22 protein-coding genes, 1 tRNA gene and 1 pseudogene are annotated in these 24,494 nt (G+C 71.3%); 10 read left to right on the top strand and 14 right to left on the bottom strand.

Going from position 1 to position 24,494, the window contains the following annotated elements; all coding sequences use genetic code 11:
• Positions 1–21: 21 nt before the first annotated feature.
• The 7 genes from fdnG to HGN31_RS08180 all read left to right on the top strand — a co-directional run bounded on the left by fdnG (position 22) and on the right by HGN31_RS08180 (position 8,705).
• Positions 22–2,457: a formate dehydrogenase-N subunit alpha gene (gene fdnG, locus HGN31_RS08210; protein ID WP_244960934.1), complete on the top strand. Its 2,436-nt coding sequence runs from the start codon at positions 22–24 to the stop codon at positions 2,455–2,457.
• Positions 2,454–3,647, top strand: a complete 1,194-nt coding sequence (fdxH, locus tag HGN31_RS08205; protein ID WP_342355756.1) for a formate dehydrogenase subunit beta — start codon at positions 2,454–2,456, stop codon at positions 3,645–3,647. Before fdnG ends, fdxH begins: the two co-directional genes overlap by 4 nt.
• On the top strand, positions 3,647–4,333 hold the full coding sequence (locus HGN31_RS08200; protein WP_052171704.1) for a formate dehydrogenase subunit gamma: 687 nt from the start codon (positions 3,647–3,649) through the stop codon (positions 4,331–4,333). Before fdxH ends, HGN31_RS08200 begins: the two co-directional genes overlap by 1 nt.
• Before the next feature lie 38 nt (positions 4,334–4,371).
• A complete protein-coding gene (fdhE, locus tag HGN31_RS08195) occupies positions 4,372–5,310 on the top strand; it encodes a formate dehydrogenase accessory protein FdhE (RefSeq protein ID WP_168782895.1) in 939 nt (312 codons plus the stop codon).
• Between the two features lie 4 nt (positions 5,311–5,314).
• Positions 5,315–6,682, top strand: coding sequence for an L-seryl-tRNA(Sec) selenium transferase (gene selA / locus HGN31_RS08190; protein ID WP_168782894.1), 1,368 nt, complete (start codon positions 5,315–5,317; stop codon positions 6,680–6,682).
• Positions 6,679–8,589 carry a selenocysteine-specific translation elongation factor gene (gene selB, locus HGN31_RS08185; RefSeq protein WP_168782893.1) on the top strand — a complete coding sequence of 637 codons (1,911 nt, stop codon included), beginning with the start codon at positions 6,679–6,681 and terminating at the stop codon, positions 8,587–8,589. Before selA ends, selB begins: the two co-directional genes overlap by 4 nt.
• Before the next feature lie 20 nt (positions 8,590–8,609).
• A tRNA-Sec gene (locus HGN31_RS08180) sits at positions 8,610–8,705 on the top strand.
• A gap of 68 nt (positions 8,706–8,773) precedes the next feature.
• Here HGN31_RS08180 and HGN31_RS08175 read toward each other — a convergent pair.
• The 7 genes from HGN31_RS08175 to HGN31_RS08145 all read right to left on the bottom strand — a co-directional run bounded on the left by HGN31_RS08175 (position 8,774) and on the right by HGN31_RS08145 (position 14,711).
• Complete coding sequence (locus HGN31_RS08175) at positions 8,774–9,646, bottom strand: hypothetical protein (protein ID WP_168781930.1); 873 nt, start codon at positions 9,644–9,646, stop codon at positions 8,774–8,776.
• 102 nt (positions 9,647–9,748) lie between these two features.
• Positions 9,749–10,351, bottom strand: coding sequence for a hypothetical protein (locus HGN31_RS08170; protein WP_244960933.1), 603 nt, complete (start codon positions 10,349–10,351; stop codon positions 9,749–9,751).
• Positions 10,348–11,148, bottom strand: coding sequence for an ABC transporter permease (locus HGN31_RS08165; protein ID WP_168782892.1), 801 nt, complete (start codon positions 11,146–11,148; stop codon positions 10,348–10,350). The genes HGN31_RS08170 and HGN31_RS08165 overlap by 4 nt, the downstream gene beginning before the upstream one ends.
• The gene (locus tag HGN31_RS08160) at positions 11,145–11,891 is read right to left on the bottom strand and encodes an ABC transporter ATP-binding protein (protein ID WP_168782891.1); all 747 of its coding nucleotides are present in this window, start codon (positions 11,889–11,891) and stop codon (positions 11,145–11,147) included. Before HGN31_RS08160 ends, HGN31_RS08165 begins: the two co-directional genes overlap by 4 nt.
• The gene (locus HGN31_RS08155; RefSeq protein ID WP_168782890.1) at positions 11,891–12,454 is read right to left on the bottom strand and encodes a cupredoxin domain-containing protein; all 564 of its coding nucleotides are present in this window, start codon (positions 12,452–12,454) and stop codon (positions 11,891–11,893) included. Before HGN31_RS08155 ends, HGN31_RS08160 begins: the two co-directional genes overlap by 1 nt.
• A 20-nt stretch (positions 12,455–12,474) precedes the next feature.
• The gene (locus tag HGN31_RS08150; protein WP_211096271.1) at positions 12,475–13,434 is read right to left on the bottom strand and encodes a YVTN family beta-propeller repeat protein; all 960 of its coding nucleotides are present in this window, start codon (positions 13,432–13,434) and stop codon (positions 12,475–12,477) included.
• Positions 13,435–13,442: 8 nt separating this feature from the next.
• Positions 13,443–14,711, bottom strand: a complete 1,269-nt coding sequence (locus tag HGN31_RS08145) for an ABC transporter substrate-binding protein (RefSeq protein WP_168782889.1) — start codon at positions 14,709–14,711, stop codon at positions 13,443–13,445.
• Positions 14,712–14,878: 167 nt separating this feature from the next.
• On the opposite strand from HGN31_RS08145, the gene HGN31_RS08140 reads away from it, so the two are divergent.
• The 3 genes from HGN31_RS08140 to HGN31_RS08130 are packed head-to-tail and all read left to right on the top strand — an operon-like array spanning position 14,879 to position 16,986.
• Complete coding sequence (locus tag HGN31_RS08140) at positions 14,879–15,412, top strand: DUF3280 domain-containing protein (protein ID WP_168782888.1); 534 nt, start codon at positions 14,879–14,881, stop codon at positions 15,410–15,412.
• Positions 15,413–15,979, top strand: a complete 567-nt coding sequence (locus HGN31_RS08135; protein WP_168782887.1) for an SRPBCC family protein — start codon at positions 15,413–15,415, stop codon at positions 15,977–15,979. It abuts the gene before it with no gap.
• The gene (locus HGN31_RS08130) at positions 15,976–16,986 is read left to right on the top strand and encodes a YncE family protein (protein ID WP_168782886.1); all 1,011 of its coding nucleotides are present in this window, start codon (positions 15,976–15,978) and stop codon (positions 16,984–16,986) included. The genes HGN31_RS08135 and HGN31_RS08130 overlap by 4 nt, the downstream gene beginning before the upstream one ends.
• Here HGN31_RS08130 and HGN31_RS08125 read toward each other — a convergent pair.
• From HGN31_RS08125 to HGN31_RS08090, 7 genes and pseudogenes are all read right to left on the bottom strand, one after another.
• Entirely contained in the window at positions 16,899–17,441 is a 543-nt protein-coding gene (locus HGN31_RS08125) for a rhodanese-like domain-containing protein (RefSeq protein ID WP_168782885.1), read from the bottom strand. The genes HGN31_RS08130 and HGN31_RS08125 overlap by 88 nt on opposite strands.
• Positions 17,438–18,256 carry a substrate-binding domain-containing protein gene (locus HGN31_RS08120; RefSeq protein WP_168782884.1) on the bottom strand — a complete coding sequence of 273 codons (819 nt, stop codon included), beginning with the start codon at positions 18,254–18,256 and terminating at the stop codon, positions 17,438–17,440. The genes HGN31_RS08125 and HGN31_RS08120 overlap by 4 nt, the downstream gene beginning before the upstream one ends.
• The gene (locus HGN31_RS08115) at positions 18,256–18,951 is read right to left on the bottom strand and encodes a c-type cytochrome, methanol metabolism-related (RefSeq protein WP_168782883.1); all 696 of its coding nucleotides are present in this window, start codon (positions 18,949–18,951) and stop codon (positions 18,256–18,258) included. Before HGN31_RS08115 ends, HGN31_RS08120 begins: the two co-directional genes overlap by 1 nt.
• Positions 18,952–19,506: 555 nt before the next feature.
• Positions 19,507–21,303: pseudogene (locus HGN31_RS08105) on the bottom strand (methanol/ethanol family PQQ-dependent dehydrogenase); the annotation flags it as partial.
• A gap of 206 nt (positions 21,304–21,509) precedes the next feature.
• On the bottom strand, positions 21,510–22,343 hold the full coding sequence (gene fghA / locus HGN31_RS08100) for an S-formylglutathione hydrolase (RefSeq protein WP_168782882.1): 834 nt from the start codon (positions 22,341–22,343) through the stop codon (positions 21,510–21,512).
• Positions 22,344–22,582: 239 nt separating this feature from the next.
• Positions 22,583–23,242 (bottom strand): ATP-dependent Clp protease proteolytic subunit, encoded by a 660-nt coding sequence (locus HGN31_RS08095; protein WP_036701096.1) that lies wholly within the window; start codon positions 23,240–23,242, stop codon positions 22,583–22,585.
• Between the two features lie 76 nt (positions 23,243–23,318).
• Positions 23,319–24,446 (bottom strand): S-(hydroxymethyl)glutathione dehydrogenase/class III alcohol dehydrogenase, encoded by a 1,128-nt coding sequence (locus HGN31_RS08090; protein ID WP_036701093.1) that lies wholly within the window; start codon positions 24,444–24,446, stop codon positions 23,319–23,321.
• Positions 24,447–24,494 lie beyond the last annotated feature (48 nt).

Below are 24,494 nucleotides of genomic sequence, written 5' to 3'. Positions count from 1 at the left end.
CCGACATTTGGCCGTGGAGCGATGACGAACTCCTGGACCGACATCAAGAACACCGACCTGGTGATCGTGATGGGCGGCAACGCCGCCGAAGCCCACCCCTGCGGGTTCAAGTGGGTCACTGAAGCCAAGCACCATCGCGGTGCCAAGCTGATCGTCGTGGACCCGAGGTTCACGCGGACGGCGGCCGTCAGCGACTATTACGCGCCGATCCGGCCGGGGACCGACATCGCCTTCCTGATGGGGCTGATCCGCTGGATGATCGCCAACGACAAGGTCCAGTGGGACTATGTCCGGGCGTTCACCAACGCGGCCTTCATCGTCAAGGACGAGTTCGGCTGGCAGGATGGCCTGTTCACGGGCTACGACGAGCAGAAGCGCGACTACGACAAGTCGAGCTGGGATTACGTCGTGGGCGACGACGGCTTTGCCGTCACCGATCCCACGCTGCAGAACCCGCGCTGCGTCTGGAACCTGCTCAAGGCCCATGTCGAGGTCTACACCCCCGAGATGGTCGAGCGGATCTGCGGCACCCCGCAGGACCGTTTCCTGAAGATTGCCGAGATGATCGGGGAATGCTCGTCTCCCACCAGGACGATGACCTCGATGTACGCGCTGGGCTGGACGCAGCACTCGAAGGGCGCCCAGAACATCCGCGGCATGGCGATGTTGCAGCTGATCCTCGGCAACATCGGCGTGCCCGGCGGCGGCATGAACGCGCTGCGCGGACACTCGAACATCCAGGGGCTGACCGACCTCGGGCTGATGTCGAACCTGATCCCGGGCTACCTGAACATCCCGACCGAGAAGGAGCCCGACTGGGCCACCTATCTCAAGTCGCGGGCGTTCAAGCCGTTGCAGCCGGGCCAGACCAGCTATTGGCAGAACTATCCCAAGTTCATGGTTTCGTTCATGAAATCCATGTGGGGTGACGCGGCGACCGTGGACAACGACTGGGCCTTCCACTACCTGCCCAAGCTCGACGTCCCGGCCTACGACATGCTGCGGATGTTCGAGCTGATGGACCAGGGCCGGGTCAACATCTACTTCTGCCAGGGGTTCAACCCGCTGATGGCGCTGTCCAACCGCGGCAAGAACACCAACGCCTTGAGCAAGCTCAAGATGCTGGTCGTGATGGACCCGCTCGAGACCGAGACCGCGCGGTTCTGGGAAAACCACGGCGCCTACAACGACGTGGACAGCGCCGCGATCCAGACCGAGGTGATCCAGCTGCCGACCTCGTGCTTTGCCGAGGACGAGGGCGCGCTGGTGAACTCGGGCCGCTGGCTGCAGTGGCACTGGGCGGCGGCGGACATGCCGGGCGATGCGCGGCTGGACACCTGGATCATGGCGCAGATCCACCTGCGGGTGAAGGCGCTCTATCAGGCCGAGGGCGGGGTCTTCCCCGACCCGATCCTGAACCTGACCTGGGACTATGCCGACCAGAACGAGCCGAAGCCCGACGAGCTCGCCCGCGAGCTGAACGGCCGCGCGCTCGGCGACGTGACCGACCCCAAGGACGCGACCAAGGTGCTGACCGCGGCCGGCAAGCAGGTGAAAAGCTTCGCCGAACTGCGCGACGACGGGTCCACCGCCTGCGGCTGCTGGATCTATTCCGGCTGCTTCAACGAGGACGGCAACAACATGGCCCGCCGCGACAACGCCGACCCCTCGGGGATGGGCGTGCACGCGAAATGGGCGTGGAGCTGGCCGGTCAACCGCCGGACGCTCTACAACCGCGCCTCGGCGGACCTCAACGGCCAGCCGTGGGACCCGACCCGGCCCATCATCCAGTGGACCGGCGAGAAATGGGAAGGCAACGACGTCCCCGACATCGCCCCCACGGCGAAGCCGGGCGAGGTCATGCCGTTCATCATGAACCCCGAAGGGGTGTCGCGGCTCTTCAGCCGCGGGATGATGCGCGACGGGCCCTTCCCGACCCACATGGAGCCGTTCGAGAGCCCGGTCCAGAACGTGTTCAACGCCCGGATGCGCGGCAACCCGGTGGCCCGGGTGTTCGCCTCGGACGTGGCGCATCTGGGCAACTCGGCCGAGTTCCCGTTCGTCGCCACCAGCTACCGGCTGACCGAGCATTTCCACTACTGGACCAAGCACAACAAGGTGAATGCCGCGTTGCAGCCCGAGTTCTTCGTGGAGATCAGCGAGCAGCTGGCCGCCGAGAAGGGCATCGAGAAGGGCGGCTGGGTGCGGGTGTGGTCCAAGCGGGGCGAGGTCCGCGCCAAGGCCCTCGTCACCAAGCGGATCAAGCCGCTGATCTGTGACGGCAAGCCCGTCCATGTCGTCGGCATCCCGCTGCACTGGGGCTTCGTCGGCGCGGCGAAGAAGGGCTGGGGGCCGAACAGCCTGACGCCCTTCGTCGGCGACGCCAACATCGAGACGCCGGAATACAAGGCGTTCCTCGTCAACATCGAACCCAGCGTGGGGGAGGCCGTGTCATGACCACTCCGACCGACACCACGATGACTACCACTCCGGCGACGGCAACCGGGGCGGCACCCGGGGCGGAACCCGTGACGGCTCCTGCCGCCACGGCCGCCCCGGCGGCGGCGGCACCTGCGGCACCTGCGGCGGCGGCCCCCTCGGGCAACGCCACCACGGGGCCAGCGGTCACGACCGCGACGACCCCGATCCCGACCCACAACTCGCCCCCCAACATGGCGATGATGAACCCGCCGGTGCAGCCGGGCACCGCGGTGCTGGGCCAGGCGGCGGTGGTGCGGTCCTCGGCCGGCGGGCCGGTGGCCGAGAACCCGACGCCGCTCGACGCGGTGGCAAAGCTCATCGACATCTCGAAGTGCATCGGCTGCAAGGCCTGCCAGTCGGCCTGCGCCGAGTGGAACGACACGCACCCCGAGATCGGCGTGAACGTGGGGGTCTATGAGAACCCCCACGACCTCACCGCCGAGATGTGGACGCTGATGCGCTTTGCGGAATACGACAACCCGGACACCGGCAACTTCGAGTGGCTGATCCGCAAGGACGGCTGCATGCACTGCGAAGACCCGGGCTGCCTCAAGGCGTGCCCGGCGCCGGGCGCGATCGTCAAGTATTCCAACGGGATCGTCGACTTCATCAGCGACAACTGCATCGGCTGCGGCTACTGCATCTCGGGCTGTCCGTTCGACATCCCGCGGCTCAACGCCAACCATGTGGTCAAGAAGTGCACCCTCTGCTCGGACCGGGTGGCGGTGGGGCAAGGTCCGGCCTGCGCCAAGGCCTGCCCGACGCAGGCGATCACCTTCGGCGCGAAGGAGGACATGAAGACCCTCGCCGCCGAGCGGATCAAGGATCTGCGCGGGCGCGGCTATGCCGATGCGGGGCTCTATGACCCGCAGGGCGTGGGCGGGACGCACGTGATGTATGTCCTGCAGCACGCCGACCGGCCGCATATCTACAACGACCTGCCGGACGATCCGTCGATCTCGGGCGTGGTCTCGACGTGGAAGGGCAACGCCAAGCCCGTGGGTCTGGCGGCGGTCGGCCTGGCCGCCGTGGGTGCTGCGGCGATGGCAGTGTTCCACCGCGGCAACCGCGTCACGGTCGAGGATGAGCGCGAGGCCCAGCAGATGGTGCGCGAAGAGATCGGGACGGCGCCCGCGCCGACCGTGGACGACAGGGGTCAGGTGTGATGGCAGGACGCGAGTTTTCGGAATCCACCGACAAGATCCTGAGCCTGCGCCCGGTCGAGGTCCGCCGCTACGTGACCTTCACCCGGATCAACCACTGGTTCACGGCGATCTGCTTCATCTTGCTGATGCTGTCGGGCTTTGCGCTGTTCAGCCCGGCGCTCTACGGGCTGACCGGGCTCTTCGGCGGCGGGCAGACGACGCGCTGGCTGCATCCCTTCATCGGGATCGCGCTGTCGGTCAGCTTCCTCGGGATGTTCGTGCAGCTCGTGCACCTGAACATCCTGCGGCGCGAGGACCTCGTCTGGACCTCGCAGATCGGCGACGTGATCGCGGGGCACGAAGAGCGCCTGCCGGAACTCGGCAAGTACAACTTCGGGCAGAAGACCGTGTTCTGGGGGATGTTCTGGCTGATCCTCGCGCTGCTGATCTCGGGGATCATGATGTGGGTGCAGTACTTCCCCACCCTCGTCTCGATCGAGACGCGGCGGATCGCCATCCTCGTCCATTCGATCTCGGCGGTGCTGATCGTGCTGGTGTTCATCCTGCACGTCTTTGCCGCGGTGTGGACGCAGGGCACGATCCGCGCGATGACCCGCGGCACCGTCACCGGCGGCTGGTCGTGGCGCCATCACCGCAAATGGCTGCGGGAACTGGCTAGACGCCAGACCTCGAAACCGGCAGAGTAACCCTTCGCCCGTGGCCGGTCCGGCCCGACGGAGGAACGATGACCGATCCGATCCAGCCCAGACCCGACATGATCGGCGGCGTCCCGACGCCGCCGCTTGCCATTCTGCCGAAGCTGCCCGCGCTCTTCACCCGCCGCGCCGAGCGGCTGGCGTTTCTGGCCGAAGGCTCCAACCTCGGGCCGTATCTCAGCTTCCTTGCCGCGCTGGCGCAGGTGCAGGCGCGGCTCGCCGAGGCGCTGCCGCCGCTTCCCCCGCTCGACCCCGACCGCGTGGCGCAGGCCCGCGCGGCCCGGATGCCACCCGTCGATCGGCAGGCCGAGTCCGATGACGAGGCCCTCGGCGGCACGCTCGACGCGCTGATCGCGGCGGCGCGCGAGATCGAGATGCCGGCGCCCGCGCGGCTGGCGCTCGACGCGCTGGCCGCCGCCGAGCCCGAGGACCGCGCCTGGCTGATCGGCAACGTGATGGCCGACGACATCCCCGCCGACAGCGCCGCCCCGCATCTCTTCGTCGCGGCGGCGGTGCAGACCCACCTCGCCCGCCGTGCGGCCGGGCTGGACGCCGCGGCGCTGGTGCCGATCCGCACGGGCGTCTGCCCGGTCTGCGGCGGGCGGGCCTGCGCCTCGGTCGTGACCGGAATCATGGGCGCCGAGGGCGCGCGCTACGCCGCCTGCGCCGGCTGCCAGACGCTGTGGAACGAGGTGCGGGTCAAGTGCCTGTGCTGCGGCGAGAACGGCAAGATCGGCTTCCAGGCGGTCAGCGACGGCTCGGGCACCGCCGATGCCGACGGGACCGGCGCGCAGATCAAGGCCGAGACCTGCGGCGACTGCGGCCAGTGGGTCAAGCAGATGGCGCAGAACCGCAACCCCTCGCTCGACCCGGTGGCCGACGACGTGGCCTCGCTGGGCCTCGACGCGCTGATGCGCGACAGCGAATGGCGGCGCGGCGGCTTCAACCCCTTCCTCATCGGATACTGACCCGGTGGAGGCGTTCCGCGCCCTGCCCTCGGTGGACCGGCTGCTCGGCGCCCCCGCCGGCGCGGCGCTGGTCGCCGCCCACGGCCGCCAGGCCGCGACCGAGGCGCTGCGCGTGGCGCTGGACGCCGCCCGCGCGGCCGTGCGGGCGGGCGGCGCGGCTCCCGACGCCGAGGCGATCACGGCCGAGGCCCGCGCCGCGCTCGATGCCGCCGCGCGCACCGCGCTGCGCCCGGTGCTGAACCTGACCGGCACGGTACTGCACACCAATCTGGGCCGGGCGCTGCTGGCCGAGGCCGCCGTCGCCGCCGCGACCGACGCCATGCGCGCGCCGCTGGCGCTGGAATACGACCTCACCACCGGCGCCCGCGGCGAGCGCGACGACCACATCGCGCCGCTGATCTGCGCCCTGACCGGGGCCGAGGCCGCCACGGTCGTCAACAACAACGCCGCCGCGGTGCTCATCGCCCTCAACACCCTGGCCGAGGGGCGCGCGGCCATCGTTTCGCGCGGGGAGCTGGTCGAGATCGGCGGCGCCTTCCGCATCCCCGACATCATGGCGCGCGCGGGCGTGCGACTGGTCGAGGTCGGCACCACCAACCGCACCCACCCCCGCGACTACCGCGCCGCCGTGGGGGCGGACACCGCGCTGATGCTCAAGGTCCATCCGTCGAACTACCGCATCGAGGGTTTCACCCGCAGCGTCGCCGCCCCCGAACTCGCCGCCATCGCCGCCGAGGCGGGGGTGCCGCTGATGAACGACCTCGGCTCGGGGACGCTGGTCGACATGACCCGCTGGGGCCTGCCCGCCGAGCCCACGGTGCGGGCGGCGGTGGCCGAAGGGGCGGACCTCGTGACCTTCTCGGGTGACAAGCTTCTGGGCGGCCCGCAGGCCGGGTTCATCGTCGGGCGCGCCGACCTGATCGCGCGGATCAACCGCAATCCGCTCAAGCGCGCCCTGCGGCTGGACAAGATCCGCCTCGCGGCGATCGAGGCGACGCTGCGCCTCTATCTCGACCCCGACCGGCTGGCCGAACGCCTGCCGACCCTGCGGCTGCTCACCCGGCGTGAGGCCGAGATCCGCGCCCAGGCCGAGCGGCTGGCACCCGCAGTGGCGCGGCTGCTGCCCGGCCACGTGGTCACGGTCGAACCCTGCGCGAGCCAGATCGGCTCGGGCGCCCTGCCGGTCGAGACCCTGCCCTCGGCGGCGCTGGCGATCCGGGCCGAGGACGGCGCCGGCGACGCGCCCGAGCGGCTGGCCGCACGACTGCGCGCCGGGGACCGCCCGGTGATCGGGCGCATCCGCGAGGGCGCGCTGATCCTCGACCTGCGCTGCCTTTCGGATGACGGCGCGCTGCTGGCCGCGCTGGCATGATCGTCGGGACGGCCGGGCATATCGACCACGGCAAGACGGCGCTGGTCCGCGCGCTGACCGGCGTCGACGCCGACCGGCTGGCCGAGGAAAAATCGCGCGGCATCACCATCGAGCTGGGGTTTGCCTATGCCGACCTCGGCGGCGGCGGGATCACCGGCTTCGTCGACGTGCCGGGGCACGAGCGGCTGGTCCACACCATGCTCGCCGGGGCGGGGGGCATCGACCTCGCGTTGCTGGTGGTGGCGGCCGACGACGGGGTGATGCCGCAGACACGCGAGCATCTGGCGATCCTCGATCTTCTGGGCGTGCACCGCGGCATCGTGGCGCTGAGCAAGGCCGACCTTGCCGATGCCGACCGGCGGGCGGCGGTGACGGACGAGATCGCGGCGCTGCTCGCCGGCACGGGGTTGGCGGGCGCGCCGGTGATCCCGGTCTCGGCGGTCACGGGCGAGGGGGTGGCGGCGCTGACGGCGGCGCTCGCCGCGGCCGAGGCCGCCACCACGGCGCGCCGCACCGACGCGCGGTTCCGGCTGAGCGTGGACCGCAGCTTCACGCTCAAGGGCACCGGGACGGTGGTCACGGGGACGGTCGCCGCGGGGCGGGTGGCGGTGGGGGATACGGTGGTGCTCTCGCCCTCGGGGCGGGCAGCGCGGGTGCGGGGCATCCACGCCCAGAACCGCCCGGCGGCCGAGGGGCGCGCGGGCCAGCGCTGCGCGCTGAACCTCGCGGGCGACGGCGTCGCCCCCGACGCCATCCCGCGCGGCGAGGTGGTGGGCGACCCGGCCCTGCACGCGCCGACGGACCGCATCGACGCGCGGCTGCGGGTGCTGGGGTCCGAGCCGAAGCCGGTGGGCACGTGGTTCCCGGCCCGCCTGCACGCCGACGCGGTCGAGGTCGGCGCGCGGGTGGTGCCGCTGGGCGATCCGCTGAACCCCGGCGCGGCGGGGCTGGTGCAGCTCGTGCTCGACCGCCCCATCGCGGCGGTGGTGGGCGAGGCTTACGTGCTGCGCGACGTCTCGGCCCGGCGGACCATCGGCGGGGGGCAGTTCCTCGACCTGCGCGCCCCCGCCCGGCGGCGGCGGACGCCCGAGCGCCGCGCGCTGCTTGAGGCCGCGGCGCACCCCGACCCCGCCGCGGCGCTGGCGGGGATGCTGGCGGTGGCGCCCCATGTGGTCGATCTGGACGCCTTCATCCGCGACCGCGGGCTGGGAGAGGCCGCCGCCGCGCAGCTGGCCCAAGGCGTGGCCGTGCTGGACGGCCCGCCGCGGCTGGCATTGGCTCCGGCCACGCTGGCGCAGCTCTCCGAAGCGGCCGAGACGGCGCTGGCCGCGTTCCACGACGAGACGCCCGAGATGCAGGGCCTCGGGCGCGAGCGGCTGCGGCTGGCGCTGACCCCGCGGCTGCCGAAGCCGGGCTTCGCGGCCTTCATCGCCGGGCGCATCGCGGCGGGCGCGATGGTGGCCGAGGGCAGCTTTCTGCGCCTGCCCGGCCATGTCGCGCGGATGTCGCCCGAGGACGAGGCGCTGCTGGCCCGCGCCCTGCCCGAACTGGGCGGCGAGGCCCGCTTCCGCCCCCCGCGGGTGCGCGACATGGCCACGGCGTGGGACGTGCCCGAGGCCGACCTGCGCCGCGCCCTCAAGTCGGCCGCGCGGCAGGGGCGGGTGGACCAGATCCGCCACGACCATTTCTTCCTGCGCACCACCACTGCCGAGATGGTGGCGATCATCGCCGAGGTTCAGGCCGCCGCGCCCGACGGCTGGGTCACGGCGGCCGCGTTCCGCGACCGGGTCCAGAACGGGCGCAAGGTGGCCATCGAGATCCTCGACTTCTATGATCGGCAGGGCGTCACCTTGCGCCGCGGCGATTTGCGGCGCATCAATCCCCATCGCGCCGACCTGTTCGGCTAGGCCCCGCGCGGGCCGCGACTGGAGGAGAATCGTCCCCGGTGGGGCGGCCGGACTTCAAATCCGGTTGGGGCAGCGCGCCTGTCCCGGGTGGGTTCGACTCCCATTCTCCTCCGCCAGCCCCCCTTCCCCGAAACGACGACGCCCCGCCGGTGAGGGCGGGGCGCTGGAGGGTCCTGCGGGCGGCTCAGCCGTTCAGGTCGAGCCCGCGGGCGGTGGGCGGCTGCCAGGTCTTGGACTCGGGCACGGCGCCCGCGGTGTTCGTCCCGATCTGCGAGCCGCCGGTGCCGCCGGTCCAGCCGGTCGAGCCGGCGTTGCCCGGGGCGGTGCCGTCGGCGGCGCCCTGCGCGGGCGCGGTCGCCGCGGTCGCCACGCCCGAGGCGGCGGCGCCGGCGGTCGCGTCCTGCTGCTCGGCCCCGGCGGTCGCCTGATCCGACGGCGGCTGGATGGCCGCCGCGGCGGACGAGCCGGCGGCGACCTGCTGGCCGTCGGGCGTGGTCACGGCGGGGGTGTCAGGCGCGACGCCCGCGGGCGCGGTGGCCGTGGCGGTTGCGGTGCCGTCGGTGGCCGAAGCCTGCGGGCCGGGCTGTTCCGAGGCCGTCGCCGCGGCAGGCTGGGCCGCGTCGGGGACCGGGGCGGCCAGCGCCTCTTGCGTGGTGGCGGGGGTCGGGGTCTGGACGGGCTCGGTCGGGACGCCCTCGGCAGTCATGCCGGGGGCGGTCGCACCGGTCACCTCGGGCGGCGGTGCGACGGAGCCTGCGCCCGCGTCGGCCTGCGCCGCGGCCACCGCCGGCGGCGGGGCAAGGTCGGCGTTCAGGCTATCCGAGGCGGCCGGAGCCGGGGTCTCGGCCGCGGCCACGGGCGCCACAGGCGCAGGCGCCGGGGCGGTCGCCGTCACGGCAGGGGGTTTCGGGATCTCCTGCGTCGCCGTGACCGCCGGGGGCGGGGCGAGGTCCGCGGGCGGCGCGGTGATCGGCACGCTGTAGGTCGAGACGCTCTGCGCCAGCGCCGGCGCCCCGGCCAGCAGCAGGGCGAGCAGCGGATAGGTCAGTCTGGTCATCGCACGCTCCCTCGTCGGCGGCGCCGCGGCGGGCGCCCCTCGTCCCACGTTATCCTGCGCCGCCCGGCGCGTCACCTGTTCATCCGCGCGCCGCGTCGGCGGTCACTGCGGCGGCAGGCCCGCGGCCAGTGCCCGGCCCAGCGCGAACAGCCGCTGTTCCAGGATCACCGGCGTCTCGCAGACATAGGTCAGGCTCTGCTGGCGGTCGGTGAACACCCGCTGGTCCCAGTCGAGCGCCTTCTCCTCGGCGTCGATGGCGTCGAAATCGGGCTTGTCCGCGGCCTCGAGCGTGGCCATCCGCGCGCGGCGCGCCTGCACCTGCGCGGCCAGCGCCACCTGCTTGTGGCCATAGCGCGAGATGCCGTCCATCAGCAGGCTGCGCTGCCGGTCGATGCGCTCGAACAGCGCCTGCATCAGCGCGGTGCGCGCCGCGGGGTCGCGGCCCTCGGCGAAGGCGGCAATCTCGGCCTCGGCGTCCACGACGGGCAGGCGGCGCTGCGCGAGCCGGTCGGCCAGCGCGGCGATTTCGGTTGAGGCGGCCAGCGCCGCGGTCCCCGCGTCGGGCTGCGGCCCGGTCCAGACCTGCCCCAGCGACAGATGCGGCTGGCGCGGCTGGATGCAGGGCCAGTCGGGCGTCGCCTGCGCGGCCATCGCCGCAACGGGCGCCAACGCCACGAGAGCCGCCATGAAACTGCGTCGCATCATCCCCCTCCCTTCCGGCGGGGGCCGGGGCCGCGGGCCGGGTCGTACATCGCCACCGCGCCCAGAAAGAACACCGCAAGGCAGCCCGCCACGACCCCAAGGGACAGCCAGTTGACCTCAAGGTAAAGCGCAAACCGGATCAGCTCCACCGCATGGGTGAAGGGGTTGATGGCGCAGATGTCGTGCAGCAGCGTCGAGGATTCGCGCATCCGCCACAGCGGGTAAAGCGCGGTCGAAGCGAAGAACATCGGGAAGATGACGAAGTTCATCACCCCGGCGAAGTTCTCGAGCTGGCGGATGGCTGACGAGAGGAACAGCCCCAGCGCCCCGAGCATCAGCCCCGACAGCACCAGCGCCGGCAGCACGGCCAGATAGCCGAGGACCGGCGGGCGCACGTCCCAGAGCCAGGCGATGGCGAGGAAGGCGTAGACCTGCAGGATCGAGACCATCACCCCCGCCACGAGCTTGGACCCCAGCAGGAACCAGCGCGGCCAGGGGCTGACCAGCAGGGTCCGCATCGCCCCGGTCTCGCGGTCGTAGACCATCGAGAGCGACGACTGCATCCCGTTGAAGAGCTGGATCATCGCGCAGAGGCCGGGGGTGACGTAGACCTCGTAGAGGACATAGGTCTGGTAGGGCGGGGTGATCGACAGCCCGAGGACCGAGCGGAAGCCGGCGGCGAAGATGAAGAGCCAGACCAGCGGCCGGACCAGCGCCGCGAGGAACCGGCCGCGCTGGTTGACGAAGCGCAGCGCCTCGCGCCGGGCGATGCCGAGAAAGACGGTGGCCGTGCCGCTCATGACACGCCCCCGGCCGCGACGCCTGTCAGCGTCAGGAAGGCGCGGGTCAGGTCGCCATCCGGCGCGGCCTCGGCGGCGGTGCCGTCGAAGAGCACCCGGCCCCGGTGCAGGATCACCAGCCGGTCGGCGGGCGCGATCTCGTCCAGGATATGCGTGGCCCAGAGCGCCGAGACCCCGCGCTCGGCGATCAGCCGGCGGGTCAGCGCCAGCACCTCGGCCCGGGACTTGACATCGAGACCCACGGTCGGCTCGTCCAGCAGCAGAAGCTCGGGGCGGTGCATCAGCGCGCGGGCGAGCTCGGCCCGGCGCACCTGCCCGCCCGAGAGCGCGTTCACGCGGTCGTCGACGCGGCCGGCGAGATCGACCTGCGCCAGCACCTCGCCCAGCCGCGCCCGCGCCGCCGCGCGGCCGATTCCGTGCAGGGCGGCGTGATACATCAGGTTCTGCCGCACCGTCAGGTCGGCGTCGAGCGCGCGGCTCTGGAACACCACCCCCAGCCGCGCCAGCGCCGCCCCGGGGTTGCGGCGCAGGTCATGGCCCGCGACCCGGATCGTGCCGCTGCGGTTGGCGTAAAGCCGGGTGACGAGGTTGAAGAGCGTGGTCTTGCCCGCCCCGTTCACCCCCAGAAGCGCCGTCATCCCGCCCCGCGGCACGGTCAGGGACACGTCGTCCAGCGCCGTGACCGCGCCGAAGGCGTGGCTGACGCCGGTGACCTGAAGGGCCGGGGGGGCGGTCTGCGGCATCAGCGGATGGTGAACACGGCCTGCTGGCTTTCGCCGCGCGCGCCGGGGACCGACAGGACATAGCGCCCCGGCACGATCGCCACGAAGGTCAGCCGCGCGGTGCCGGCCGCGTCGAACTCGAGCGAGTGGACCCCCATCGGGCGGACCTCGATGTCGTTGACCACGACCTCGTCCACCCACACGGCGCGGAAGAAATCCCCGCCCGAGAGCGCCAGCTCCTGACTGCCGTCGGCGGTGATCTCGATCCGGTAATAGCCGCCGGATTGCAGGGTGTATTCGCCCTGCGCCAGCGGCTTCCCGGCGGCGAGCGTGAGGGGCGGCAGGTCCTCGCGGTTGGCGCGCGACAGGATGCTCGAGGGGCCGTAGTCGTGGTGCTGCGGGGCCGCCGCCGCTGGCGCGGGCGCAGCGGGCGCGGCGTCGTCGTCATCCTCGGCGTCATCGGCCGGCGCCGGGGTGGTTGCCGGCGCGGTCGCCGCCGGTTGGCCTTCCGGGGCGGTCGTCTGCGCGGCCGCGGGGGTCAGGAGCACCGCGGCGAGAAGGGCGGCGAGGGTGAGGCGGGTCATCGGCTGGTCCTTTCCGGGGGTCATTCGGGCGCCACGACGACGCCCCAGGGCTGCTGGCCGACCTGGATCGACTTCAACGCCCTGCCCGAGGCCACGTCGATCACCGTCACGTCGTTCGAGTTGCCGTTGGTGGTGTAAAGCCGGCTCTGGTCCGCGTTGAAGGCCAGCTGCCAGACCCGCTGGCCGACGAGGATGTAGTCGGTGACCTCAAGGCTTTCGCCGTCGATCACCGCCACGCGGTTGGCGGGGCCGAGCGCCACGAACACCTTGCTGCCGTCGCGGGTGGCGCGGATGCCGACCGGCTGGATCGCCTCAGGCAGGACGCCGGGGATCTGGAACCCGATGGTCTTGACCACGGTCTGCGTCGCCGGGTCGATCACGCTGACCGTGCCGCCGATCTCGGCCGAGACGAACAGCGTCTTGCCGTCGGCGGTGAACTCGGCAAACCGCGGGCGCTGGTCCACCAGCACGTTGGCGGTGATCTGGTAGGTCTCGGTGTCGATGAAATGCGCCATGTTGGTGGTTTCCGAGGTGTTGATGACGGTCTTGCCGTCCGGGCTGACGCCCATCCCCTCGGGTTCCACGCCGACCGGGATCTCGGCCAGCATCTGATGCGTCTTGGTTTCCACCACGGTCACGAGGTTGTCGTCCTCGTTGGCGATGTACAGCCGCCCGCCGTCCGGGCTGAGCACGAACAGCTCGGGGTCGGGGCCGCTGGGCAGGGTGTGGGTCTCCTGCATCGTCTGGGGGTCGAAGACCCGCACGAGGTCGTCGTCCGAGGCACAGACGTAAAGCTCGCGCCCGTCGGGCGAGAGGGTGATGCCGCGCGGGCGGTTGCCGACCGGATAGTGGCCCACGACCTCGAGCGTCTCGTCGTCCAGCACGGTGACGTCGTTGCCCTTTTCGTTGGTCACATAGACCCGGGCGGCCAGCGCCGGGTTGGCCGTGGCGAGCAGGATCAGCGTCAGGGCGATGCGCATGGCGGACCTCAGAACTTGCATTGGGTTTCGGGGCGGTCGATGCCCAGCGTGTCGAGCGCGGTGACCTGGTGCAGATAGGCGTCCTGCGGGCTGACGCTGGCCATCAACAGGCCGGTGGTCAGCAGGATCGGCTGGCGCAGCTGGTGGTCCCAGTCGCGCACGGTCAGCTTCTGCCCCTTGAAGCCCGCGACCTGAAACTCGGGCGAGAGGATGAAGGCCTTGAGCGCGGCGGGATCGGTGGTGCGCGCCCGCGTCGCCGCCTCGCCCACCATGCGGACGGCGAGCCAGGCCTGGTAATCCTCCTCGCGCATCGGGCGGTGGGCCAGCGCCTCGAAGCGGTTCTGGAACTGGGTCGCGCCCCATGCCTCCATCGCCGGGTGCCAGCTGCGCGGGACGAGACCGGCCGAGCCCGCCACGGGGCGCGCGTCCCAGGTCTGATAGGGCAGGTAGCCTGCAAAGATCCCGGCCGCGTCGGCGGCGATCAGAATGTCGTGGTCGGGCGCGCGCTGGGTGAAGACCGGCATCTGCGCCTGCACCTGCACGTGGCCCGAGTCGGTGCGGCGGGCGCCGCCGGTGTCCTGGAACACCCGTTCCTCGACGATCTTCGCGCCGAACTTGGTCGCGGCGCGGGTCCAGGCGGCGGCCAGCGCGGTATCCTCGGGGTGGCTGCCGGCGACGAGGAACCAGCGTGGCCAGCGCTTCCACATCAGGAACTGCGCCAGCGCGTCGGTCAGCATCGCGTCCGAGGGCGCGACATGGATCACGTTGGCGCGGCAGTCGGCCCCGCGCAGCGCGTCGCCGCGGGCGCGGGCGTTCAGGATCAGCGCCCGGTCCCCGGCGTGGTCGGCCAGCGCCAGCGTGGTCGCGTCGTCGGCGAGCGTCACCACGAACTGCACCCCCGCCCCGATCAGCGCATCCAGCTCGGCCGCGGCGGTTTCGGGCGTGGCGGTCGCCTCGGTGGTGTCGAAATCCTGGCCCATGAAGCGGCCGGTGGTGTCGTTGTCCTCGGTCCCGAGCCGCGCGCCGACGAGCCCGAGGTCGGCGGGCGGCAGCTCGAGCCGCGAGATCGGCGGCAGCCCGGCGCGGTCCACGCGCAGGACGCCGATGCGGATGACCTGCGGGGCGGGCGTCTGGGCCGCGACGGAGGGGGGTGCTGTGGTCTGGGGCGCGGCGGTCTGGGCGGTCGGCGCCGGCGTCTGGGCCAGCGCGGGCGCGGCGCCGAGCGCGGCCGCGAGGGCCGCGATCCGCCAGATGCTGCGATGCTGCGCCGGTGCCATGACGCCCCTCCCCCACCACTCCGGCGCGTGGCGCCGGGCTTCCCCGTGGCAGTCTTGGCGGCGCGCGCCGCCGGTGCAACCCGGCAATCGTTCCGAGGCCGATTGCCGCCTTTCCCTGCGACGTTCGGCTGATGGACGCCGCCTTGGCCGGCGCTACCATGCGCCCCATGACCACCCCTGCCCGCCCTGCGTCCATCCTGCCCGCCGCCGCCCTCGCGGCCCTGCTGGCGCTGCCGGCGGCCGCCGCGACGCCGGTCACGGGGCCGCCCCCCGCGCCGGGCAGCGCGGTGTGGTTCGGGCTGCACTTCATCGACACCTCGACCGAGGGCGCGATCAACGGCGTGCGCGCCGACGAAACCGCGCGGGTCGAGATGGCCGAGGATTTCATCGCCGCCGACCTGACCCGCCGCGGCTTCACCCTGACCGAGCCGCCGCCCGAGGCGGTGGCCGCGATCCGCAACCCCGTCCACTCGAACCGCCGCGACACCCGCATCGCCGCCGAGATGCGCGCGCGCTACGCCATCTCGGGCGAGGTGCAGAAGGTCTCGAACCTCATCCTGTCGGTGAACCTGCACGTCCGCGACGCGGTGACCGGCGCGACGGTGCGCGCGGGCGCCGTCGATATCCGCGGCAACACCGACGACAGTTTCCGGCGCGGCTACAGCTACCTGCTGCGCAACCTCATCTTTCGGGAGAAATAGATGCGACCCCTGACGACGAAGGCCGTGACCCTGGCGCTGGCGGCGCTGCTGGCGAGCAGCGGGATGGCGCTGGCGCACGGCCCGGTGCGGCTCAAGCTCGAGCTGGACGAGGTGTTGAACGCCTCGCCTGACGAGGTGTGGGCGGCGATCGGCAAGTTCGACGACATGAGCTGGCACCCCGCCGTCGCGCGGACCGAGATGACCGCCGACAGCCCCGACGCGGTGACGCCCGAAAAATCCACCCGCGTCCTGCACCTCAAGGCCGAGGGCGGCGATCCGACGATCACCGAGACGCTGACCAAGTATCAGCCCGAGAAGCGCTGCTACGGCTATCTGATCAAGGCGGTCGAGGTGACGGTGCTGCCGGTGACGAACTATGCCGCGACGCTGTGCGTCAACGACGAGGGCGGCAAGGCGAAGGTGGTGTGGAAGGGCGGTTTCTACCGCGGCTATCCCAACAACGAGCCGCCGCCCGAGCTGAACGACGAGGCCGCGACCAAGGCCGTGACCGGGGTCTATCAGGCCGGGCTCGACGCGCTGGCCGAGCGGTTCGGCAAGGCCGAGTGAGGCGCGTCGCGGCCGCCCTCCTGCTCGCCGCCGCGCCGGCGGGGGCGGGCGATCTGGCCGTGGTGACCTCGCAGACGGCGCAGGCGGTGAGCCTCGTGGATCTCGACAGCGGGGTGGTGCGGGTCACGGTGCCGGTCGCGGGGGCGCCCGCGCCGGTGGCATATGACCCGGCGGCGGGGCGGGCCTATGTGATCTCCGCCGAGACGGGGGCGCTGACGGTGCTGGGCGCCGACGGCGCGGTGCTGCGCCAGCAGGCGTTGGGCGAGGGCAGCTTCGGCATCGCGCTCGACGCTGCCGCGGGGCGGATGTTCGTGACCGACTGGTACGGCGCGCGGCTGCGCTGCCTGACGCTCGACGGCGCGCCGGTGTGGGCGGCGGCGACCGGCCCTGCGCCCGCCGGGGTGGCGCTGTCGGGGGACGGGCGGGTGGTGGTGACCGCCGACCGCGACGCCGACCGGCTGTCGGCCTTCGACGCCGCGACCGGAGCGCCGCTCTGGCAGGCGCCGACCGGCACCCACCCCTATGCCGTCACCTTCCACGCCGGGCGGTTCTGGACCGCCGATGTCCAGTCCGACAGCGTCACGGTGATCGACGCCGCCACCGGCCGCGTGACCGGCCGGGTCGAGACGGGCAGCCACCCCTATGGCGTGGCCTTCGCCGCCGGCAATGGCTTCGTCACCGACCAATATGCGGCGACGGTGACGGTGTTCGACGCCGAAACCCTCGCCCCCCTCGGCCGGATCGAGGTGGGCGACTACCCCGAGGGGATCGCCGCGCTCAGCGACGGGCGGCGGCTGGCGCTGGCGAACTGGGACGCCGACACGCTGACCGTGATCGACGGCGAGACGCTGACGGTCGAGGCGACCATCGACGTCCCCGCCGGGCCGCGCAGCTTCGGGCTGTTCGTGGGGCCGGCGCCTCAGTCGGCGGGCACGGCTGGCACCAGCGCCCGCCCCTCGGCCGCCCAGGCGTCAGTGCCGCCGGGGAACCAGCCGACCCGGCCATAGCCCAGCGCCACCGCCCGGCGCGCGGCATTCCAGCTCATCCAGCAGTCGGCCTTGCAGAAGAACACCAGCGCCGCGCCGCGGTCGCCGTGGCTCAACCGCTCGAGCGCCGCCACGAAGCCGCGCTCAACCTCGGGGGCGAGCCGGTCGTAGCCGGTGTCGGCCAACCAGACCGCGCCGGGCAGGGTTTCATGGACGGGCGCACGCCACAGCGTCCCCGCGGGCAGTCCCGCGGGGCGGCGGGTGGCGGGCAGCACGTCGATCAACACCGCACCTTGTGCCTGCCAGTCGGCGGTGCCCGCGGCGTCCAGCACCGTGGCGCCGGCCAGCGTGTCGGGGACCGGGGCGCGGTAGGGCTCGCCGCGGTAGCCCTGCGGCTCGGGCACGGCGGGGTCGGCGGCGGCCGCCGCGCCCAGCCCCGCCAGCAGGCAGGCCAGCGCGGCGGCGCGGCGGATCATGGCTTCAGCGCCTTGCCGTAGTCGTCGACCAGCGGCACCCCGGCGTCGCGCAGGATCGCGTCGATCTCGGCCTGGTTGCGGCGGATCAGACTGTTCAGCTCGCGCTTCCAGTCCTGCTCGCTCGGCCGCACGCCAAGGGTGATGCGGTAGAAGAGCCGCGGCCCCCCGTCTTCCTTGAGCAGCGGCACGAACTGCAGGTCGGGGTCGTCCTTGACCAGCGGCCCGGCGAGCGGCCCCCACAGCACGGCCGCGTCGAGCGTCCCGTTGCGCACCCCGTCCAGCATCTCGCCCACCGGGTTCTCGACCCGGCGATCGACGAACAGATCCCAGCCGCGCATGTCCTTGGCGAGCCCGGCGCGCGCCATGTGCGTGGCGGGGGGCGTGCCCGCGACGACGCCGAGGTTGCGGCCCTTGAGCGCCGGGTCGGTCAGATGGTCCACCCCGGCCAGCGGGCCGTCCTTGCGGGTGACGATGCCGTAGACCGAGGTGTAGTAATGGTTGGTGTTCTGCACCAGCTCGTCGCCCTGGGCGTAGCCCATGATGACGTCGCAGTTGCCCTCGCGCAGGGTCTTGCGGACGAAGCCCGTGCCCTGGGGAAACCAGAAATACTCGACCGGCAGGTTCAGCTTTTCCGCGAAGAGCGTGGCGAGCCGGTTCTCGAACCCCGAGCCGTCCTCGGCCGACATCGGCACCGCCGCCGGATCGGCGCAGACCCGGAAGGCGGTGGTCGAGCGCAGCTCGGCCAGCTGCGCCGCGGCCGGGACCGCGCCGAGGCTCAGCGCGGCAAGGGCGAGGGCCGCGAAACCGGCGCGCATCAGCCGCTCATGCAGGAATCTTCCTGCTTGGCGAAGTCGTCGGACTTGTCGGCCCGGTTGGCCGGCCGCCCGCGCGGGATGGCGCCGGTGCCGTGCGCGAGCAGATAGGCGTAGATGTCATCGACATAGCACCAGACGTTGCGGTTGGTCCCGAAGGCCGGCATCACCTGATTGGCCTGCCCGGTGCCGACGTTCTGCTTGCCCGAGGCCACGATCTGCTGGAACTCGTAATAGTCGATCTTGTTCACGACCGAGTCCTTGAGCGCCGGGGCATAGGTCGACCCCTCGCCGTCGGGGCCGTGGCAGACGTGGCACTCGGCGTGGTAGCGGCGGTAGCCCGAGAAGCTGGCGTAGTCGAGCTTGCCGTCCTCGATCTTGAAGGTCGGGATGCCCTCGGCGTTGTACCAGCGGCCGTTTTCCATGTGGTCCGGCGTGATGTCCATGCCGTTGGGCAGGACCGGGCCGGCGGCCGCTGCGGCCGCTGCGCTCGTCGCCGGCGCGGCCGCAGGCGCCGCCGCCGCTGCCGGTGCGCTGTTGCCCGAGGCCGCGGCCGCTGCCCCGGCCCCCGAGGTCGCCGCGGCGGCCCCCGCCCCGGCGGTGGCGGGATCGGGCGCGGCAGTCTGGGCCTCGGCCACGGTGCCCAGCGCCAGCAGGCTGCCAAGCGCCAGGACGGCTGCGGTCCTTGAAACGGTCATCGGCTGTATCTCCTCCAAGCGGTGCGGTCTCCTCCGAACCGAACCGCCCCGAGGTTAGCCTCGGGGCGGATCATCTGTGCAGTCACACTTTGGTGGCACGGGGCGCAAAGGCGCCCCGCCCCCTCAGTTCGAGGGCTTCGCGGCCGGGGTCCCGGCGGGCGCCTCGTTGGGCGAGACGGTGCCGGTCTCGACCGCCGAGCTGCCGCCCTGGCCGGCCGCAGGCGCGGTCGGATCGGCCGCCATGCCGCTCATGCCGCCCATCCCGGACATGCCGTCCATCCCCGACATGCCACCCATGCCGGACATTCCCGACATGCCGTCCATGCCGGACATGCCACTCATGCCGCCCATACCCGACATGCCCGACATTCCGTCCATGCCGGACATTCCGCCCATGCCGCTCATGCCCGACATGCCGTCCATCCCGGACATGCCATCCATGCCCGACATCCCGCTCATGCCATCCATGCCGGACATGCCCGACATGCCGCCCATACCGGACATACCGGACATCCCCGACATGCCGCTCATGCCCGTCTGGGCCGTGCCGCCGCCCGGCAGTTCGAAGACCGTCAGCTGGCCGCCGAGCTCGGTGTAGTCCGAGAGCGCGGCATAGCCGCCGACCGCGCCCAGACCCTCGTTCGGGTTGGTGAGGCCCGCCGCGAGGCCGATGCCGGCCCAGCCGCCGACGCCCGACAGGACGCCGACATACTGCTTGCCGCCATGCTCATAGGTCATCACGTTGCCGATGATCCCCGAGGGCGTCTTGAACTTGTAGAGCTCCTTGCCGGAGGTGGCGTCCACCGCCTTCAGGTAGCCCTCGAGCGTGCCGTAGAACACGACGTCGCCCGCGGTCGCCAGCGCGCCGGACCAGACCGAGAACTTCTCGGGCAGCGACCACTTGATCTCGCCCTTGACGTTGTCCCAGGCGATGAAGTTGCCCATCCCGCCGTGGCTGTTCGGGGCCGGATACATCGACAGCGTGGCGCCCACATAGGGCTGGCCGGCGGTGTAGGCGACGCGGAACGGCTCGTAGTCCATGCAGACGTGGTTGGTCGGCACGTACATCAGGTTGGTCTTGGGGCTGAACGCCGCCGGCTGCTGGTCCTTGGTCCCGAGCGCCGCCGGGCAGATGCCGGTGGTGTTGGTGTCCTCGCCGTTCTGCGCGGTCGAGAACTCGGGCACCACCTGCGGGCGGCCGTACTGGTCGCTCGCCGGGTCCATGACCACCTCGGTCGCCCAGTTCACCGCCGGGTCGTACTTCTCGGCCACCAGCAGCTCGCCCGACTCGCGGTCGAGCGTATAGGCGAAGCCGTTGCGGTCGAAGTGGGTCAGCAGCTTGCGCGGCGCACCGTTGAAGTCCTGGTCGGTCAGGATCATCTCGTTGACGCCGTCGAAGTCCCACTCGTCATGCGGGGTCATCTGATAGACCCACTTGGCCATGCCGGTGTCGGCGTCGCGGGCGAAGATGGTCATCGACCACTTGTTGTCGCCCGGACGCTGGGCCGGGTTCCAGGTCGAGGGGTTGCCGGTGCCGTAGTAGATCAGGTTCAGGTCGGGGTCATACGAGAACCAGCCCCAGATCGAGCCGCCGCCGATCTTCCACTGGTCGCCTTCCCACGACTTGAGCGAGCTGTCGGCGCCGACCGGCTTGCCGAGCGACATGGTCTTTTCGGGGTCCATCAGCATCTCGGCGTCGGGACCCGTCGAATAGGCCTTCCACGCCTCGGTGCCGTCCTTGATGTTCAGCGCGGTCATCCGCCCGCGGACGCCGTATTCGCCGCCCGAGATGCCGACCATCAGCTTGTCCTTGACCGGCATGGTGGTGGCGGTCAGCGTCTCGCCGATGGCGGGGTCGCCGACCTTGTGGGACCACTTCGGCTCACCCGTCTTGGCGTCCAGCGCCACCACGGTGGTGTCGGCCTGCGACAGGAACACCATCCCGTCGGCGTAGCTGAGGCCGCGGTTCACCGTGTCGCAGCACATCACCGCGATCACGTTCGGGTCCTGCTGGGGCTCGTAGCGCCACAGGATCTTGCCGTTGTCGTTGAGGTCGAGCGCGAAGACGTTGTTCGGGAAGGGCGTGTGGACATACATGATGTCCCCGATCACCAGCGGCGAGCCCTCGTGCCCGCGCAGCACCCCGGTCGAGAACGTCCACGCCACCCGCAGGTCGCCGACGTTCGAGGCGTTGATCTGGTCGAGGTTCGAGTAGCGCGTGTTGGCGTAGTCGCCGGTCTGGATCGCCCACTGGGCGGGGTTGGCGGTCGCCTCCTTGACGCTGTCGTTGGCCAGCACGGCCGTGGCCGACAGGGCGAGAACGGCAGCGGTGCCGCTGAGCAGGTATTTCATGGGTGTCCTCCGCGTTGCGAGTGCCCGGCCTGTGGTCGGCGGACGCTCTCCCTGACGTGAGCCTTTGCCCCGCGGGGGCGTGCGTCAACGTCGGGTTGCCGGGTTTCACCGTAAAGTCTGATGAGGAACTTCCGGGAAATGCGGGAACATTCGGCAATCCGAGGGCGGGAGGCCGCGGCGGCGCAACCTCCCGTTGGATTCGGGCGTCAGGCCAGCCGTTCAGCGTGCCACAGGACGTGGTCGCCCATGAAACTCTGCACGAACCAGTAGCTGTGGTCGTAGCCCGGCTGCATGCGGATCATCCCCGGCTGGCGGCGGGCCAGCATCGCCTCCGCCAGCGATTCGGGTTTGAGCAGGTCGAGGAACTGGTCGTCGCTGCCCTGGTCGATCAGGATCTCGCCCGGATAGCCGCGCTCGCGCATGAGCAGCGTCGCGTCGTGCGGCGCCCAGGTGCTGCGGTCCTCGCCCAGATAGGCGGTGAACTGCTTGCGGCCCCAGTCCGATTCGGTCGGATGGGCGATCGGGGCGAAGGCCGAGACGCTGCGGTAGCGGTCGGGGTGGGTCATGGCGATGGTCAGCGCGCCATGGCCGCCCATCGAGTGTCCCGTGATCCCCTGCGCCTCGCGGTCCAGCGGGAAGGCGTCGAAGACCACGCCCGGCAGCTCGTCCACGACATAGTCCCACATCCGGAAGTGCGGCGTCCACGGCGACTGCGTGGCGTTGACGTAGAAGCCCGCGCCCTGCCCGAGGTCGTAGGCCTCGTCGTTGGCCACCCCCTCGCCGCGCGGCGAGGTGTCGGGAAAGATCAGCGCGAGCCCGGTCTCGGCCGCCCATTGCTGGGCGCCGGCCTTGGTCATGGCGTTCTCGTGCGTGCAGGTCAGCCCCGAGAGATACCAGAGCACCGGCACCGGCCCGCCGTCGACGTCGGGGGGCAGATACACGGCAAAGGTCATGTCGGTACCCGTCGCCTCAGAGCGGTGGCGATAGACGCCCTGGGTGCCGCCGAAGCTGCGGTTTTCCGAGATGGTCTCGAGCGGCATGGGGGCCTCCGGGTCGGTGGAATGGATACGGGGATGAAAGGCCGGGCGCGGACCCGAGGCAACCGCAAAGCGCGGAGCCTCAGCCGAAGGGCGGGCGCGGAGGGCGCCGCCGGGCCGGGGTATCTGGGCCAGACAGAAGGGTTGGGCGCGCGCGGACGCTGGGCCGTGCGGGTGTAACGTCAGCCGGGCGCGCGGGTGTGGGGCGGGCGGGCCCGAAGCCCCCCGCCCCGTTCTTGCCGTCAGGCGAGATCGTCCACACTGCGGATGACGCGGCCGAGCAGCCCGTAGTCCAGCGCCTCTTGCGTGTTCAGCCAGAAGTCGCGCTGGGTGTCCTTTTCGATCCGCTCGACGCTCTGCCCGGTGGCGTCGGCGAAGATCTGGTTCAGACGCTCGCGCATCAGCCGGACCTGCTCGGCCTGGATCATCATGTCCGACGAGGTGCCGCCGATCCCGCCCGAGGGCTGGTGGATCAGGAAGCGGGTGTTGGGCAGGCAGAAGCGGTTCTCGCGATCGGCGCCGACGAAGATCAGCGCCCCGGCCGAGGCGACCCAGCCCGAGCCGATGGTCCGCACGGTCGGGCGGATGAACTTGATCACGTCATGGATCATGTCGCCGGATTCGACGTGGCCGCCGGGCGACGAGATCAGCATGTTGATCGGCTTGTCGCTGTCCTCGGCCAGCGCCAGCAGGTGCGAGACGGTGCGCTGCGCCAGCTTGTCGTTGATCGGCCCGGCGACGATCACCGTGCGCGACTTGAAGTAGAGCTTGGCGATCCGGTCACCGGCCGGCATCCCCAGCTCACCCTCACCCTCGTCCTTGTGGCGGCGATCCTCGCGCGGCTCGTCCTCTTCCTCGTCGTCGTCGTCGTTCAGCAGATGGGGCGGAAACGGGCGCAGCATCGGGTCGTCCTTTCACATGGCACGGCGGGGGGCACGGATGCCCCCGCCGCGACCTTACCTAAGCATCCCTGAAGGATCAGTAAATGACGACCGAGCGGATGGATTCGCCGGCGTGCATCAGGTCGAAGCCCTTGTTGATCTCATCCAGCGTCAACGTGTGGGTGATCATGGGGTCGATCTCGATCTTGCCGTCCATGTACCAGTCCACGATCTTCGGCACGTCGGTCCGGCCGCGGGCGCCGCCGAAGGCCGAGCCCTTCCAGACCCGCCCGGTGACGAGCTGGAACGGCCGGGTGGCGATCTCGGCCCCCGCGGGCGCCACGCCGATCACGATCGACTGTCCCCAGCCGCGGTGGCACGCCTCGAGCGCCTGCCGCATCACCGTGACGTTGCCGGTGCAGTCGAAGGTGTAGTCGGCGCCGCCGATCTGGTCGAAGGGCGTCTTGGTGAGGTTCACGATCTCCTGCACCACGTTCTCGACCTCTTTCGGGTTGATGAAGTGGGTCATGCCGAAGCGTTCGGCCATCGGCTTCTTGTCGGGGTTCAGGTCCACGCCGATGATCATGTCGGCGCCGGCGAGCCGCAGGCCCTGGATCACGTTGAGACCGATCCCGCCGAGGCCGAACACCACGGCCTTGGCGCCGATCTCGACCTTGGCGGTGTTGATGACCGCGCCGATCCCGGTCGTCACGCCGCAGCCGATGTAGCAGATCTTATCGAAGGGCGCGTCCTCGCGGACCTTGGCGACCGCGATCTCGGGCAGGACGGTGTAGTTCGAGAAGGTCGAGCAGCCCATGTAGTGGTGGATCGGCGTGCCATCGAGCATCGAGAAGCGCGAGGTCCCGTCCGGCATCAGCCCCTGCCCCTGGGTCGCGCGGATCGCCGTGCAGAGGTTGGTCTTGCCCGAAAGGCAGGACGCGCACTGGCGGCATTCGGGGGTATAGAGCGGGATGACGTGGTCGCCCGGCTTGACGCTGGTGACGCCGGCGCCGACCTCGACCACCACGCCCGCGCCCTCGTGCCCGAGGATCGAGGGGAAGAGCCCCTCGGGGTCGGCGCCCGAGAGGGTGAATTCGTCGGTGTGGCAGATGCCGGTGGCCTTGATCTCGACCATCACCTCGCCGGGCTTGGGGCCGTCGAGATTGACCTCCATGACTTCCAGCGGCTTTCCGGCCTCTAGGGCGACGGCGGCACGGGTTCTCATCTCGGGGCTCCTCGGGTTCGGGTCATCAGGGTCTGGTCGTGGTTCTGG

Origin of the sequence: Paracoccus sanguinis, from assembly GCF_012689545.1 — a bacterium.
Lineage (GTDB): Bacteria > Pseudomonadota > Alphaproteobacteria > Rhodobacterales > Rhodobacteraceae > Paracoccus > Paracoccus panacisoli.
The sequence above is the reverse complement of the archived record's forward strand: the minus strand, read 5'-3'. Positions and strand labels throughout refer to the sequence as shown.